General features: G+C 71.8%; 11 protein-coding genes and 1 pseudogene. 2 read left to right on the forward strand and 10 right to left on the reverse strand.

The genetic code is table 11. The annotated features are described in order from the left end of the window. Nucleotides 1-73 precede the first annotated feature (73 nt). From BLW43_RS01105 to BLW43_RS01125, 5 genes are all read right to left on the reverse strand, one after another. The gene (locus BLW43_RS01105; RefSeq protein WP_175478703.1) at nucleotides 74-631 is read right to left on the reverse strand and encodes a GNAT family N-acetyltransferase; all 558 of its coding nucleotides are present in this window, start codon (nucleotides 629-631) and stop codon (nucleotides 74-76) included. Next, nucleotides 609-1,079: a GFA family protein gene (locus tag BLW43_RS01110; RefSeq protein WP_093247632.1), complete on the reverse strand. Its 471-nt coding sequence runs from the start codon at nucleotides 1,077-1,079 to the stop codon at nucleotides 609-611. Before BLW43_RS01110 ends, BLW43_RS01105 begins: the two co-directional genes overlap by 23 nt. After that, entirely contained in the window at nucleotides 1,072-1,563 is a 492-nt protein-coding gene (locus BLW43_RS01115) for a PaaI family thioesterase (RefSeq protein ID WP_245730868.1), read from the reverse strand. Before BLW43_RS01115 ends, BLW43_RS01110 begins: the two co-directional genes overlap by 8 nt. Further along, nucleotides 1,560-2,300, reverse strand: a complete 741-nt coding sequence (gene pdeM, locus BLW43_RS01120; RefSeq protein ID WP_093247633.1) for a ligase-associated DNA damage response endonuclease PdeM — start codon at nucleotides 2,298-2,300, stop codon at nucleotides 1,560-1,562. The genes BLW43_RS01115 and pdeM overlap by 4 nt, the downstream gene beginning before the upstream one ends. A gap of 209 nt (nucleotides 2,301-2,509) precedes the next feature. Then, a complete protein-coding gene (locus tag BLW43_RS01125; protein WP_093247634.1) occupies nucleotides 2,510-4,948 on the reverse strand; it encodes a ligase-associated DNA damage response DEXH box helicase in 2,439 nt (812 codons plus the stop codon). 276 nt (nucleotides 4,949-5,224) lie between these two features. Between BLW43_RS01125 and BLW43_RS01130 the strand changes: the two genes are divergently transcribed. Both BLW43_RS01130 and BLW43_RS01135 read left to right on the forward strand, forming a co-directional pair. Next, on the forward strand, nucleotides 5,225-6,214 hold the full coding sequence (locus BLW43_RS01130) for an MDR family oxidoreductase (RefSeq protein WP_093247635.1): 990 nt from the start codon (nucleotides 5,225-5,227) through the stop codon (nucleotides 6,212-6,214). Nucleotides 6,215-6,583: 369 nt separating this feature from the next. Next, the gene (locus BLW43_RS01135) at nucleotides 6,584-7,084 is read left to right on the forward strand and encodes a thioesterase family protein (protein WP_093247636.1); all 501 of its coding nucleotides are present in this window, start codon (nucleotides 6,584-6,586) and stop codon (nucleotides 7,082-7,084) included. On the opposite strand, the gene hflX is transcribed toward BLW43_RS01135, so the two are convergent. From hflX to BLW43_RS01160, 5 genes and pseudogenes are all read right to left on the reverse strand, one after another. Further along, nucleotides 7,081-8,430 carry a GTPase HflX gene (gene hflX / locus BLW43_RS01140; RefSeq protein ID WP_093247637.1) on the reverse strand — a complete coding sequence of 450 codons (1,350 nt, stop codon included), beginning with the start codon at nucleotides 8,428-8,430 and terminating at the stop codon, nucleotides 7,081-7,083. The genes BLW43_RS01135 and hflX overlap by 4 nt on opposite strands. Then, nucleotides 8,408-8,647, reverse strand: coding sequence for an RNA chaperone Hfq (gene hfq, locus BLW43_RS01145; RefSeq protein ID WP_093247638.1), 240 nt, complete (start codon nucleotides 8,645-8,647; stop codon nucleotides 8,408-8,410). Before hfq ends, hflX begins: the two co-directional genes overlap by 23 nt. 142 nt (nucleotides 8,648-8,789) lie before the next feature. Further along, nucleotides 8,790-10,262: pseudogene (gene trkA, locus BLW43_RS01150) on the reverse strand (Trk system potassium transporter TrkA); the annotation flags it as partial. Continuing rightward, the gene (ntrX, locus tag BLW43_RS01155) at nucleotides 10,192-11,604 is read right to left on the reverse strand and encodes a nitrogen assimilation response regulator NtrX (protein WP_093247640.1); all 1,413 of its coding nucleotides are present in this window, start codon (nucleotides 11,602-11,604) and stop codon (nucleotides 10,192-10,194) included. The gene ntrX and the pseudogene trkA, both read right to left, overlap by 71 nt. Continuing rightward, nucleotides 11,601-14,024, reverse strand: a complete 2,424-nt coding sequence (locus tag BLW43_RS01160) for a sensor histidine kinase NtrY-like (protein ID WP_217632070.1) — start codon at nucleotides 14,022-14,024, stop codon at nucleotides 11,601-11,603. The genes ntrX and BLW43_RS01160 overlap by 4 nt, the downstream gene beginning before the upstream one ends. Nucleotides 14,025-14,029: the final 5 nt, after the last annotated feature.

Below are 14,029 nucleotides of genomic sequence, written 5' to 3' on the forward strand. Positions count from 1 at the left end.
GGGCGCGATACCGCACGAATCGGAAAACGGGCGGCTCAGGGCTGTTTCACGCGGTCGAGCGCCGGCGCCCCCGTCATCGCTCCGCGAGGTCCGCAAGGCGGTCGATGTCGTCCCAGACGAAGACGCGCTCCGCGACGCGGCGGCCCTGCATCGAAAAGATCCGCCGCGCCTCCGGCCGGGCGCCGAGGGCGGCGTAGAAGGCGCAGGCCTTCTCGTTGCGCTCAAGCGCCCAGACGTCGGCTGAGGTCGCGCCCCAGCCGCGCATCCGCGCGAGCATCGCCGCGACGAGCCGCCTTCCAAGACCGAGACCCTGGGCGCGCCCGAGAAGGTAGAGCGCGTAGATCTCACCGTCGGCGAGGCGGTCGTCCTCGCGTTGCGGTCCGTAAGCGCCGAAGCCGACCGTCTCTCCAGTCAGCGTCGCCACGAGGGTTCCGCCGCCCTGCCGCGGCCGGGCGAGGATGCGCCGCCACTGCCTCAGCCGCCGGCCCTCGGCCCCGGCGTCCCACGCTGCGGGGCCCAGGATGCCGCCATAGCTCTCGCGCCACGCCTGCGCGTGGACGACGGCGATCGCGCCCGCATCCGCCCGACGGGCGGGCCGGATCGCGGCGCTAGTCGACGCCGGGCCGGCCATGGGCGAAGGCGGGCAGGGCGCCGAGGTCGTAGTAGTCGCCCTTCTCGGCGGTGAAGATGTCGGCGTCGAGCCGCACCCCGGTCGGCGCATCGAGAAGACCGAGCGCGATGTCGATAACGGCCCCGCCTTCTGCGGTCCCGCTTTCTGGGTTCCCGCCTTTTGGGATCCCGCCTTCTGGGATCTCTGGGCGCCAGAAGAGAAATCCGCCGCAGCGCGCGCAGAAGCCGCGCTCGGCGCGGGGGCTGGCGCGCCACCAGCGCAGGGTCGCGTCCGACGAGAAGCGCAGGGCGTCGACGGGCGCGGTGACGGCGGCCCAGACATGGCCCGAGCCGCGGCGGCACTCGCGGCAGTGGCAGGCGGCGGCGCGGTCCCGCGTCAGCCGGTCCACCGTGAAGGCGACGCCGCCGCAGTTGCAGCGGCCGCTGAGCGGGAGGTCGGCGTCAGGCATCGGCGAGGCCCTCCATGGCCATGAAGGCGCCGAACGCGATGGCGACGCGCGTCTCGACGCCGCCGGTCTCGGCGTAGACGTCGCTGCGGCCGACGGTGAGGCGGCGCCCGGCGCGCTCGACGACGCCGCGCGCGATCAGGCGGTCGCCCTTCGCCGGCGCCAGCAGGTTGATCTTGAGCTCCACGGTCAGCACGCCGTCGCTGGGTCCGAGCAGCGTCTGCGCCGCGAAACCGGCGGCGCTGTCGGCGATCGCCCATGCGGCGCCGGCATGGGCGTAGCCATGCTGCCGGGAAAGCTGCGGACGGATCGGCAGGACGATCTCCACGGCGCCCGGCGAGACGGCGGAAAGCTCGGCGCCGAGCAGCGCCACGAAACCCTGGCGCGAGAACTCCAGACGCGCCCGCTCGGCGAAGGCGGGGTCGCGCGGGAGAAGCCGAGCCTCGGCGGCGCCGGGCGCGCCGATATCGGATGGAGTGGCGCTCACCCGGCGCGGCCCGAAAGCGCCGACCGCGGCGCCGCGATGACGCGGCTTCCGACGAGCAGCGCGCGGGCGCCGGGGCCGAGCAGCGGATTGAATGCGGCGTCGGTCGCGCAGAGCCCTCCGGTGAAGGCCCCGAAAGCGGGCAGGATCACGCGGCGCCCGTCCTCCAGAAAGCAGCGCCGACGGATCCGGCGACCGTGTGGCGCGAGCGTCGCGGCCGGATGATAGTGCCCGCTGACCTCGCCGGGCGCGGCGCCGGGCGCGGCGATGTGGCGGAACACGAGCGGGCCGCCGGCGCTTGCGTCGGGGTGCGTCGCGTCGTGCTCCGCCACGGCCTCGCCGGGAAGGCAGGGCGTGGCGGGGTCGTGGTTGCCGCTGACCCAGATCCAGCGCCGGCCGCGCGCCAGCGCCGCAAGCCGGTCGCATGCCTCGCCGTCGAGCGCGCGGGCGGCGAGGTCGTCGTCGAAGCTGTCGCCGACGCAGACGACGCAGGCGGGGCGGAGCGCGGCGATCTCGGCCTCCAGCCGCGCCAGCGTCTCCGCGCATTCGTATGGCGGCAGCAACGCGCCGCCGCGCCGCGCCATGCGCTCGGCCTTGCCGAGATGGAGATCGGCGACCGCCATCAGCCCCAGCTCGGGAACCCAGAGCGCGCCGGAGGGCCGCGCCGCAACCTCACGGCCCGCGAGCCGGAAGAAAAGGCCCTCGCTGGCGGGAATCGGGAAGCGCGCGGCGATGTTCATGTGTGTGAACAAAGCATGATCGAACGGCACAGCGCAAGACGCCGCGACGCCGCTGGGCCGATGCTTGATATGCGCGGATGTCTGACGGCGGACCGGAGGGGCTTCGCTCGACGTTGACCCGTGCTGGTCGCGAGGGCCGCGATGTGAAGCTGAGCGCCCCGAAGCGTCCGACATCGGCTCAGCTCGGCCCGCGCCCCTGCGCGGCGCAGTCAGGCGCGGCCCTCTGCCTCCGCGACCAGCGCCTCGACCTCCTCCTCCAGAAGCCGGTCCTCGGCGGCGCCGGGCACCTTCTCGCGGCCCATCTCCATCATGAGCGGCGCGCAGAGCGGCGTCATGCGCGGGCTGCGGATGTGGCGGATGCGCCCGCCGATGCGGTCGAGCATCGCCTCGACACGCTCGAAATCGACCAGTCCGCGCTGGGCCTCGGCGCGAGTGATCGCGAGCATCAGGTGGCCGGGGTCGTATTTGCGCAGCGTGTCGTAGAGGATGTCGGAGGAGAAGGTCGCCTGCCGGCCGGACTTCACCTCGCCGGGCAGGCGGCGCTGGACGAGGCCCGAGACCACCGCCACCTGGCGGAAGGCGCGCTTCATCACCGAGGTTTCGGCCAGCCACTGCTCCAGCCCCTCCGCAAGGCCCTCGCGGGCGAAAATCGGCGCGGGGTCGTCCACGGGGTCGAGGCTCCAGACGAGCACGGCGTAGTCGTTGGCGAGAAAACCCAAGGGCGCAAGGCCGAGCGCCTCCATCCGCCTGGTGGCGAGCAGGCCGAGGGTCTGGTGCGCGTTGCGCCCCGCAAATCCCCATGCGGCCATGAACCAGCGCCCCGCACGGGGGAATGTCTCCACCAGCAGGTCGTCGGCGCGGGGCATCCCGGAGCGGGCGGCGTGCAGCCGCAGCCAGTCGGCGACCGGCGCGGGCAGGGCGGACCATTGCTCCGGCGCGTTGAGCATCGCCATGACGCGCTCGGCCAGCAGGGTCGAGATCGGCAGCTTGCCGCCGGCGAAGACGGGGATCTTCGGGTCGCGGCCGGGGGCCTTCGTCACCTGCAGCGACATCTCGCGCAGGCCCTCGAAGCGCACGACCTCGCCGCCGATCAGGAAGGTGTCGCCCGGCGAGAGGGTCGCGGCGAAGGCCTCCTCGACCTCGCCGAGAAGGCGCCCGCCCCCGCGCCTGGAGCCGGCCTGGACCTTGAGCGTTTCGGCTTCGACGATGACGCCGACATTCATGCGCAGGCGGCGGGCGGCGCGGGGGTCGCGCAGGCGCCACAGGCCGTCGGGCGCCTGCATCAGGCGGCGCCACTCGTCGTAAGCGCGGAGCGCATAGCCGCCGGTGGCGCAGAAATCGAGGCAGCGGTCGAAATCCTCGCGGTCGAGGGCGGCGTAGGGGCCGGCGCGGCGCACCTCGGCGAAAAGCGCGTCGGCCTCGAACGGCCCGGCGCAGGCGACCAGCAGGATGTGCTGGCAGAGCACGTCGAGCCGGCCCAGGGCGCGGGGCTCGCCGTCGAGCCGCCCCTCGCGCACGGCCTCCAGCGCAGCGCGGCACTCCAACACTTCAAGGCGATTGGCGGGGACGACCAGGGCGCGCGAGGGCGCGTCGAAGCGGTGGTTGGCCCGCCCGATGCGCTGGACGAGCCGCTTCACGCCCTTCGGCGCGCCGACCTGGATCACGAGGTCGACGTCGCCCCAGTCGACGCCGAGATCGAGCGAGGAGGTGCAGACGACGGCGCGCAGCTCTCCGGCGGCCATGGCGGCCTCGACGCGCTGGCGGGCCTCGCGGCCGAGCGAGCCGTGGTGCAGGCCGATGGGGAGATTGTCGGCGTTCACCTCCCACAGCGCTCGGAAGAACAGCTCCGCCAGCGCGCGGGTGTTGATGAAGATTAGCGTGGTGCGGGCGGCCTTCACGCGCTCGTAGATCGCGCGCACGGCGTAGCGCCCGCCCATGCCGGACCAAGGCGGGTCTCCGGCGTCGTCGAGGATGGCGATGTCGGGGTCGGGGCCGTCGGGGGCGCGCAGAAGCCGGCAGCCGTCGGGCGCCAGCCAGCGCGCCAGCCCCTCGGGGTCCTCGGTGGTGGCGGAGAGGCCGACGCGGCGATGGCCGGGCGCCAGCGTATCGAGCCGGGCGAGGCAGAGCGCGAGTTGGTCGCCGCGCTTGCTCTCGGCCAGCGCATGGGCCTCGTCGACGACCACCGCCTTGAGGCCGCGGAACGTCTCGCCGGCGTGTTCGGAGGCGACGAGCAGCGCGAGCGATTCGGGCGTGGTGAGCAGGATGTGCGGCGGGTCGCGGCGCTGGCGGGCCTTGACGCTGGCCCTGGTGTCTCCGGTGCGGTCCTCGATGCGGATCGGCAGCGCCATGTCGCGCGCCGGGCCTTCCAGGTTGCGGCGGATGTCGGCGGCCAGGGCCTTCAGCGGCGAGACGTAGAGCGTGTGGAGCCCGGGCGCGGGGTTTTCGATCAGCGCGGCGAGGCTCGGCAGGAAGCCCGCCAGCGTCTTGCCGGCGCCGGTGGGCGCGATCAGCAGATCGGCCCCGCCGAGTCGCGCGCGCGCGAGCAGCGCGAGCTGGTGCGGATGCGGCGCCCAGCCGCGGCCCTCAAACCAGTCGCGCAAGCGCCGGGGCAGGGCGGGCGCGTCGGGCGAAGGGGCGGCGGCGTCCATGCGGCGAAGCTAGCAGAGCGGGCCCGCGGCGCCAGCACGACCGGCGCAGCGGAGACGCCCCACAGCCGTCCACACCGGCCGCGGGGCGCTGAAGCGACCAGAAAAACAACGCCGCGCGGTCGGTCAAAAGCAATTCGTTAACTGCCCCGGAAATGCCGCATTTCCGCCGTGTTTGTCAAACTCTAAAAATTCGTTGGCGCAGGGCGGCCCCATGGTTGACGCGCGCCGCCGCGCGGCCTTTCGTGCCGCTCGACAGGGTGAACGGGAGAACAGGCGATGTTTCGCGCGATGATCGTCGACAAGGCCGAGGACGGGATCGTCACCGCCGGGGTGCAGGAAATCGCCGAGAACCGGCTGCCCGAGGCCGAGGTTCTCGTGGACGTCGCCTGGTCGACGCTCAATTACAAGGACGGCCTGTGCCTGACCGGCAAGGGCGGGCTGGTGCGCACCTATCCGCATGTGCCTGGCATCGACTTCGCCGGCGTCGTGGCGGAGAGCGCGGACGAGCGCTACAGGCCCGGCGACAAGGTGGTGCTGACCGGCTGGCGCGTTGGCGAGGCGTGGTGGGGCGGCTATTCCCAGCGCGCGAGGGTCAAGGCGGACTGGCTCGTGCCGCTGCCCGAAGGCCTTGACCTGCGCCAGACCATGGCGGTGGGCACCGCGGGCTTCACGGCGATGCTGGCGGTCATGGACCTTGAAGCGCATGGGCTCAAGCCTGAGAACGGCCCGGTGCTGGTGACGGGCGCGGCGGGCGGCGTGGGCTCGATCGCGACGGCGGTGCTCGCGAGGCTCGGCTACGAGGTGGCGGCGGTGACGGGGCGCCCCGAGACGGAGGGCTACCTCAAGGAACTCGGCGCCGCGCGCATCGTGCCGCGCGAGGAGCTGGCGGAGCCGCCGGCCAAGCCGCTCGACCGCGAAACCTGGGCTGGGTGCGTCGACGCGGTGGGCGGAAACATGCTGGCGCGGGTGCTGACGCAGATGAAGTATCGCTGCTCGGTCGCCGCCGTCGGGCTCGCCGGCGGCGCGGCGGCGCCGTTCACGGTGGTGCCGTTCCTGCTGCGCGGCGTGAACCTCCTCGGCGTCGACAGCGTGATGCGGCCCTACGAGGACCGGGTGGCGGCATGGGGGCGCATCGCCCGCGACCTCGACATGGAGAAGCTGGAGGCGATGGCGCAGCCGGCGAAGCTCGCCGACCTGCCGGAGCTGGGCCGCGCCATCCTGAAGGGCGGCGTGCGGGGCCGCGTGGTGGTGGACGTGAACGCCTGAGAGGGAGCGCGGCGCAATCCGCATCCCGCCGTCTGAATCGCGGATAATCATTATTATGTCAAATATTGTCGCTGGCGATGATCAGATGGCGGACCTGAGCGCATCGATGACCTTTAACTCGTTGCACCACCTGGCACGTTTCCCTCAAATGACGTCGCAGGCGCAGGCCGCAAGGATCAGGCGCGTCATGCCTGCGATGACCGGCTCGGCGTTCCCGACCCGGAAGCCGCCAGCCCTCGGCGCCAAGTCCCGCGCCGTCTGGACCTGCGCGGCGCGCTTGCGCTTTCCCCACCTTCGGGATTTCGGCCACTCTGCCGACTGGGCGCCGGCGAACGACCGCCGGGCGCCGCAGGATACGGGAGCAGCGCCATGTCGAACTTAGGCGCCAAGGGTCCGTTCGGCGGCTATCGCCGCGCCGTGCCGGACGACTGGCTGGACTACAACGGCCACCTCAACGAGGGGTTCTACGTCGTCGCCTTCAGCCACGCCTCGGACCTGTGGATGGATGCGATCGGGCTGGACGACGCAGGCCGCATGCGCTGGTCGCGCAGCATGTTCACGGTGGAGGCGCATGTGCGCTATCTCGCGGAAGTGCCTGCCGCAGCGGAGATTTCCGTCGCCACCTGGATCATCGGCGCCGACGACAAGCGGGCGCTTGCGTTCAGCGCGCTCTACGCCGGCGGCGCGGCGGCGCCGGCCGCCACCCATGAGGCGCTCTATCTCTGCGTCAACACCGTGACGCGCCGCGCAGGCGTCTGGCCTGCGCCGGTGCGGGCAGCGCTGGATGCGATGATCGAGACGCATCGCGCGACGCCGATGCCCGAGGGCGCCGGCGCCGCGCTGGGGCCGCATCGGCTCAAGCCGGTTTAGACCATAACAACAGAAGCTTGCGGGAAACTCCTCGCAAACTGGTTCATTTCGCGTTCGGTGATCTCGAGGTCGAACTCGGCGTATTCGTCGCCGTCCCGGCGGGCCTGGACGAGCCCGTGTGAGTGCAGCCACGCCGCTGCGCGGCCGTCGCCCACGCCGACACGGGCAAGGGCTGCGTGGCGCGGCTCGGGCAGCGCGGCGTCGATCGCGGCGAGCAGGGCGTCGACCCCCTGCCCCGTCAGCGCCGACACCGCGAAGGCGCCGCCGTCGCGCGCGGCCTGGCCCTCGGCGTCGGCGCGCGCGGCCTCGGGCATGAGGTCGAGCTTGTTGCGCGCCTCGATCATCGCGTCGAGCCGCGCCTGCTCCACGCCCAGCGCGTCCAGCACGTCGAGCACGTCGGCGCGCTGCGCTTCGGTCTCGGGGTGCGAGACGTCGCGGACATGCACGATGACGTCGGCCTCCAGCACCTCCTCAAGCGTGGCGCGGAAGGCGGCGACGAGCTGGGTCGGCAGTTCGGAGATGAAGCCCACCGTGTCCGACAGCATCACGACGCGGCCCGAGGGCAGCGTCACCTTGCGCAATGTGGGGTCGAGCGTGGCGAACAGCATGTCCTGCGCCAGCACGTCGGCCTCGGTGAGCCGGTTGAACAGCGTCGACTTGCCAGCGTTGGTGTAGCCGACCAGCGCGACGACCGCATGAGGGGCCTTGCGACGGGCCTTGCGGTGCAGCTCGCGCGTCTGCACGACGCCCTCCAGCTGGCGCTTGATGCGGGTGATCTTCTCGTCGATGGCGCGGCGGTCGGCCTCGATCTGGGTCTCGCCCGGGCCACCCATGAAGCCGGCGCCGCCGCGCTGGCGCTCAAGGTGGGTCCAGCTGCGCACGAGGCGCGACTTCTGGTAGCTCAGATGCGCGAGCTCTACCTGCAGCACGCCCTCGCGCGTGCTGGCGCGGGCGCCGAAAATCTCCAGGATGAGACCTGTGCGGTCGAGCACCTTCGCCTTCCAGGCGCGTTCGAGGTTGCGCTGCTGCACCGGCGTCAGCGCGCCGTCGACGACGACGAGTTCGGCCTCGGCCTCCTCGACGCGGACGCGGATCTCCTCGATCTTGCCCTCACCGAGCAGCGCGTTGGCGCGCATCGTCGCCACCGTCGCGATCTCGGCGCCGGCGATGTCGAGATCGAGCGCCTCGGCGAGGCCGATGCACTCCGCAAGCGCGCCCTCGGGGTCGCGCCGCTTGGCGCCGCGGCTCCGGATCGCGGGGTGGACGACCAGAGCGCGCGTCCGCGCGCTCCGGTCGGAGGGGGCCGAGTCGGGCCCCTCGCCTTCAGGAGGCTTCGTCGCCGTCATAGAGATTGATCGGCTGCGACGGCATCACCGTCGAAATCGCGTGTTTGTAGACGAGCTGCGACTGTCCATCGCGGCGCAGCAGCACGCAGAAATTGTCGAACCATGTAATTACACCCTGTAGTTTCACGCCGTTCACCAGAAAAATGGTGACGGGCACCTTGTTCTTGCGCACATGGTTGAGGAATGTATCCTGTAGGCTCTGTTTTTCTTGGGCCATTTTGATTCTGCCTGTTTTGTTTTGTTGTCGTCATGAACGCCTTTCGACGCATTGTAAACATGGCCTGACGCGCGGGGATATTCCAGCCCCTTTCGCAACTGCACAAAAGCCGTGTCAATTCTGCGACTCCCGTTCGCATCGATCAGAAGAAGTCCACGCTCACGCGGAACATCTGTTCGACCTGCTTCACCGCGTCACGGAGCGCGAACACCACCAGCGTGTCGCCCTCGTTGATGGTGAGGTCGCCCTCGGGCATCCGCAAGCCCTGCTTCGTCATGATGGCGCCGACCAGCGCGCCGCTCGGAAAGCCCGCCTCGCGCAGCCGCTTGCCGGCGATGGGCGACGTCACCAGCACCTGCGCCTCGATCACCTCCGCCTCGCCCTCGCCGATCGAATAGACCTGCCGGATGCGCCCGCGCCGCACATGCCGCAGGATCGAGGAGACGGTGGTGGCGCGCGGGTTGATCGTGGCGTCGACGCTGAAGGCGCCGGCGAGGTCGAAGAACACCGCGTCGTTGGTCAGCGCGATGGAGAGCCGGCAGCCGAGCTGCTTGGAGAGCGCGCAGGCGAGCAGGTTGGTCTTGTCGTCGTCGGTCAGCGCCAGCACGGCGTCGGCCTCGGCGATGCCGGCCTCCTCCAGCAGCGCCGGGTCGAGCGCGTCGCCGTTCAGAACCACGGTCCGGCGCAGGCGGTCGGCGGCGCGCTCGGCGCGCGCGCGGTCCCGCTCGACCATCTTGCAGCGCACGCCGCGGGGGTCGGCCTCCAGCAGCTCGGCCACCGTCTGGCCGACATTGCCGGCGCCGATGATCACGACGCGGCTCGCCGGCGGCTCCTCCCGGCCGAAGATCGAGATGGCGCGGCGCACGTCGGCCTTCGCGGCCAGCACATAGACGTCGTCTCCGGCGTAGAGCTGGTCGCTCGGCTCCGGCGTCATCAGCTTCGCGCCGCGCCGCACGCCGACGACGATGGCCTTGAGCGTGCTGAACAGTTCGGTGAGCTGGCGCAGCGGCGTGTTGATCACCGGGCATTCGTCTGGCAAACGCAACGCGAGAAGCTGCGCCTCGCCCTCGACGAAGTCGTGGGTGTCGAAGGCGGCGGTCGCCGACAGCCGCGACAGCGCCACCTTGGCGACCTCCCGCTCGGGCGAGATCACGACGTCCAGCGGCATGTGGTCCCGCCTGAAAAGATCGGACCAGCGGGCTTCGAGGTAGTTCTGGGCGCGCACGCGGGCGATCTTGCTCGGCACGCTGAACACCGAATGCGCCACCTGGCAGGCGACCATGTTCACCTCGTCGAGATGGGTCGCGGCGATCAGCATGTCGGCGTCGCGCGCCCCGGCGCGCTCCTGCACGTCGGGGTGGCTGGCGTGGCCGGCCACGCCGCCGACGTCGAACAGTTCCGAGACCTGGCGCACGAGTTCGCCGTTCAGATCGATCACCGTGACGTCGTTGCCTTCCTCGGCGAGCCGCTTGGCGATCTGGCTGCCGACCCGGCCGGCGCCGCAGACGATGACTTTCACGGGCGCGTCTCCCTCGCCTTGGCCGTCACGACTGCGCCTGGCTCTCAAGTTCCTCGAGACAGGCGATGCGCGCGCCGCTGCGCGAAGTGGTGGTGACGCCGAGCAGCTTCAGCTTGCGGTGCAGGGCGCTGCGCTCCATGCCGACAAAGCTCGCCGTGCGCGAGATGTTGCCGCCGAAGCGGTTGATCTGGGCGATGAGATACTCGCGCTCGAACACCTCGCGCGCCTCGCGCAGCGGCAGGCCCGCGACCAGCCCGCCAAGCCCGCTGCGCGCATCCCCGTTGCCGGAGGCCGGGTCGGCGGCGATGTCGGACGCCTCGATCCGCGGCCCCTCGCTGATGATCAGCAGCCGCTCCACGAGGTTCTTGAGCTGGCGCACGTTGCCGGGCCAGTCGAGCGTCTGCAGCATCGCCAGCGCCTCGCCGGTGAAGGGCTTCCTGGCGAGACCCTCGGCGGCGGCGAAGCGCTCGGCGAAATAGGCCACCAGCGCGGGGATGTCGTCGCGGCGCGCGTCGAGCGGCGGCGTCTCGATCGGCACGACGCTGAGGCGGTGGAACAGATCCTCGCGGAAACGCCCATGGGCGATCTCGGCGGCGAGGTCGCGGTTGGTGGCGGAGATCACGCGCACGTCCACCCGCACCACCTCCGCCCCGCCGGGCCGGACGAAGGCGTTGTCGGTCAGTACGCGCAGGATGCGGCTCTGGGTGCCGGCGGGCATCTCGCCGACCTCGTCGATGAACAGCACTCCGCGATGGGCGCGCTCGAAGAGGCCCGGCGCGAGGCGGCCGTCCTCCAGCACGCGGCCGAACAGCACCTCCTCCATCGCATGCGGTTCGATGGCGGCGGCGTTGGCCACGACGAACGGTCCGCCGGCGCGGTCGGAAAGCTGGTGGATGCGGCGCGCGGCGATCTCCTTGCCCGAGCCCGGCGGGCCGGAGAGCAGCACCCGGCTCTGGGTGCGGGCGACGCGGGCGATCTTCTGGCCCAGCGAGGCCATCGCGTGACTGTCGCCGATCATCACTCCCTCGGCGGCCTCGCGGGCGCGCAGGGCGGCGTTCTCCAGCCGCAGCCGGTTGGCCTCGATGGCGCGGCGGGCGACGACGAGCAGCTGGTCGGCGCTGAAGGGCTTCTCCACGAAGTCGTAGGCGCCCTGCTGGATCGCGGCGACGGCGATCTCGATGTTGCCGTGGCCGGAGATGATCACCACGGGGATGTCGGGGTTGTCGCGCTTGAGCGACTTGAGCACCTCGATCCCGTCGAGGCGGCTGCCCTGAAGCCAGATGTCGAGGATCACGAGCGCCGGGGCGCGCGCGGCCACGGCGGCCAGCGCGCCGTCTGCGTCGCTGGCTTCGCGGGCGACATGGCCCTCGTCGGACAGGATGTCCGCGATCAGCGCGCGAATGTCGGCCTCGTCGTCTACGATCAGAATGTCGCTCATGTCGCGTCCTGCGCCATCTCTTCGTCCTCGCTCGATGCGCCGGCGGCTTTCGCGCCGGTCGCGGCCCCAGTCGATGCGCCGGCGTCTCGCGCGCCGATCGCGGCCTCGCTCGATGCGCCGGCGGCTTTCGCGCCGGTCGCGGCCCCAGTCGATGCGCCGGCGTCTCGCGCGCCGATCGCGGGTATTGCGGATGCGCCCGCCGAGCCAGGCGCAGGGTCGGGCGACGGGCCGTGCGGCAGCGTCAGAGTAGCCATCGCGCCGCGGCCCTGCGGCGCGTCGTCGAGCAGTAGCGCCCCGCCATGCTGTTCGGCGATCTTGCGGCAGATGGCCAGCCCCAGTCCGGTGCCGCGCGCCCGCGTCGTCACATAGGGCTCGGTGAGCCGGGACCGCTCCGCCGCCGGGAGGCCGGGGCCGTTGTCGATGATCGAGGCCCACACCGACGCGTCGTCGCGCCCGATCACGACGCGCACGGCGCCGGGCGCAGGCGCGGCGCCGGCGGTCTTTTCCTGCGCGATGCGCTCCTGCACCGCCTCAACGGCGTTCTTCACGAGGTTGGTCAGCGCCTGCGAGATGAGCCCACGGTCGATGCGCGCCGGCGCCGGGTCGACCCCCTCGACCGACACCGGCGCCTCGCTCTGCGCCTCGTTCTGGAGCAGGGCGGCGGCGCGGGCGATGGCGGCGAGATCCTCGTCGCGGCGCTCGGGCTCGGGCATCCGCGCGAATTGCGAGAAGGCGTCGACCATGCGGCGGATGTCGCCCGCCTGCCGCGCGATCACGTCGGCGTACTGGTCGAGCGCGGCGCGGTCGGCCTCGTCGAGCTTGCGGAACTTGCTCTTGAGGCGGTCGGCGGAGAGCTGGATCGGCGTCAGCGGGTTCTTGATCTCGTGGGCGATGCGGCGGGCGACGTCGCCCCAGGCGGCGGCGCGCTGGGCGGCGGCGAGGTCGGTGAGGTCGTCGATGGTGAGCACGGCGCCGTCGGCGCGGTCGCCGCTCTTGGGCGTCAGCCGGGCCATCAGCTCGCGCTCGACATCCCCGACGCTGAGCTTCACGGCCTCCTGCGCCAGCCCGCCATGGCCGCGCGCCGCGCGGGCCATCATCGGCCCGAGCGCCGGCGCGACCTCGGCGAGCGGGCGGGCCGAAGACGCGGCGGGATTCACGCCGAGCATGGCGCCGGCGGCGGCGTTCATCAGCTCGACTCGGCCGCGGTCGTCGAGCCCGACGACCCCGGCGCTGACGCCGGAGAGCACCGTCTCGATGAAGCGGCGGCGGCGCTCGGTGTCGTCGCGCGCCGCCACCAGCGCGTCGCGCTGAAGCTTCACCTGCGCGGTCATGCGGTTGAAGACGCGGCCGAGCACGGCGACCTCGTCATCGCCGCGCTCCTCGTCCACCCGCAGCGCGAAATCCCCGGCGCCGACGCGCTCGGCGGCCGCGGCAAGGTCGCCGATGGGCCGCGCCAGACGCTCCGCGAAGCGCAGGCCCATCCAGACCGCCGCCATCATCACCAGCAGCGCAAAGCCGAGATAGAGCAGCGCGAAGTCGAACAGGACGTTGGCGCGCTCGCGCTCCATCCGCTCGTAGAGGTTCACCGTGTCGCGCGTCTCGTCGAGCAGCTTCAGCACCTCGCCGTCGATGCGGCGGGTGACGAACAGGTAGGTGTCGACGGCGTTGGTGAGGTGCACCAGCGCGCGCATCTCGTTGGCGGCGAGATCCTCGATCACCACGACGTCGCCGGCCCGCGCCGCAATGAACTGGTCGCGGCTCGGCGCATCAAGCGTGAACAGGTAGCTGAACTCGCCGCGCGCGATGATCTCGCCGTCGCCGTCGAGGATGTAGGCCTCGGGGATCTCGCGGATCAGCGCCTGCTGGCGCACCAGCGCGCCGAGCTGGGCGCGGTCGATGCCGGTGACGGCGGCGCGGTTGATGTCGTTGGCCATCGCCAGCGCGTCGCCGCGGATGTTGCCGCGGTGCTCGCGCTCATAGGCCTGCGCGGTGGCCAGCGCGTTCTGCACCACGCCCTGCACCTGTGAGGAGAACCAAGCCTCGATGCCGAAATTCACCGTCAGCGTCGCGAACACCGCCACCAGCACCGTCGGCGCCAGCGCGACCAGCGTGAAGAGCCCCGCAAGGCGCAGGTGCAGCTTGGCGCCGGCCGAGCGCGCGCGGCGGGCGGCGAAGATGCGGGCGATGGTCCACACGATCAGCGCCGCGAGCGTCAGGACATAGACGAGGTCCGCCAGCAGCACGGCGCGCACCACGTCGGGCCCCACGCGGCCGTCCTCGGCGAGGCCGAACACCGCCGCGGTCGCCAGCGCCATCACCGGGCCCGCGAGGACGATGGCGATGCTCGCGCTCAGGCCGAACCGCCAGATGCGCCATTGGCCGAGGGACAACGACGGGGCGGGACTATCGCTGCGCGCCATGATGC

It is taken from the genome of Rubrimonas cliftonensis, assembly GCF_900107585.1.
In the GTDB taxonomy this organism is placed as follows: domain Bacteria; phylum Pseudomonadota; class Alphaproteobacteria; order Rhodobacterales; family Rhodobacteraceae; genus Rubrimonas; species Rubrimonas cliftonensis.

Coding starts and splice junctions, on each gene's coding strand:
- BLW43_RS01105 (WP_175478703.1), bottom strand. CDS start 631: ATGGCCGGCCCGGCGTCGACTAGCGCCGCGATCCGGCCCGCCCGTCGG.
- BLW43_RS01135 (WP_093247636.1), top strand. CDS start 6,584: ATGTCGAACTTAGGCGCCAAGGGTCCGTTCGGCGGCTATCGCCGCGCC.
- BLW43_RS01110 (WP_093247632.1), bottom strand. CDS start 1,079: ATGCCTGACGCCGACCTCCCGCTCAGCGGCCGCTGCAACTGCGGCGGC.
- BLW43_RS01130 (WP_093247635.1), top strand. CDS start 5,225: ATGTTTCGCGCGATGATCGTCGACAAGGCCGAGGACGGGATCGTCACC.
- ntrX (WP_093247640.1), bottom strand. CDS start 11,604: ATGAGCGACATTCTGATCGTAGACGACGAGGCCGACATTCGCGCGCTG.
- BLW43_RS01125 (WP_093247634.1), bottom strand. CDS start 4,948: ATGGACGCCGCCGCCCCTTCGCCCGACGCGCCCGCCCTGCCCCGGCGC.
- BLW43_RS01160 (WP_217632070.1), bottom strand. CDS start 14,024: ATGGCGCGCAGCGATAGTCCCGCCCCGTCGTTGTCCCTCGGCCAATGG.
- hflX (WP_093247637.1), bottom strand. CDS start 8,430: ATGACGGCGACGAAGCCTCCTGAAGGCGAGGGGCCCGACTCGGCCCCC.
- pdeM (WP_093247633.1), bottom strand. CDS start 2,300: ATGAACATCGCCGCGCGCTTCCCGATTCCCGCCAGCGAGGGCCTTTTC.
- hfq (WP_093247638.1), bottom strand. CDS start 8,647: ATGGCCCAAGAAAAACAGAGCCTACAGGATACATTCCTCAACCATGTG.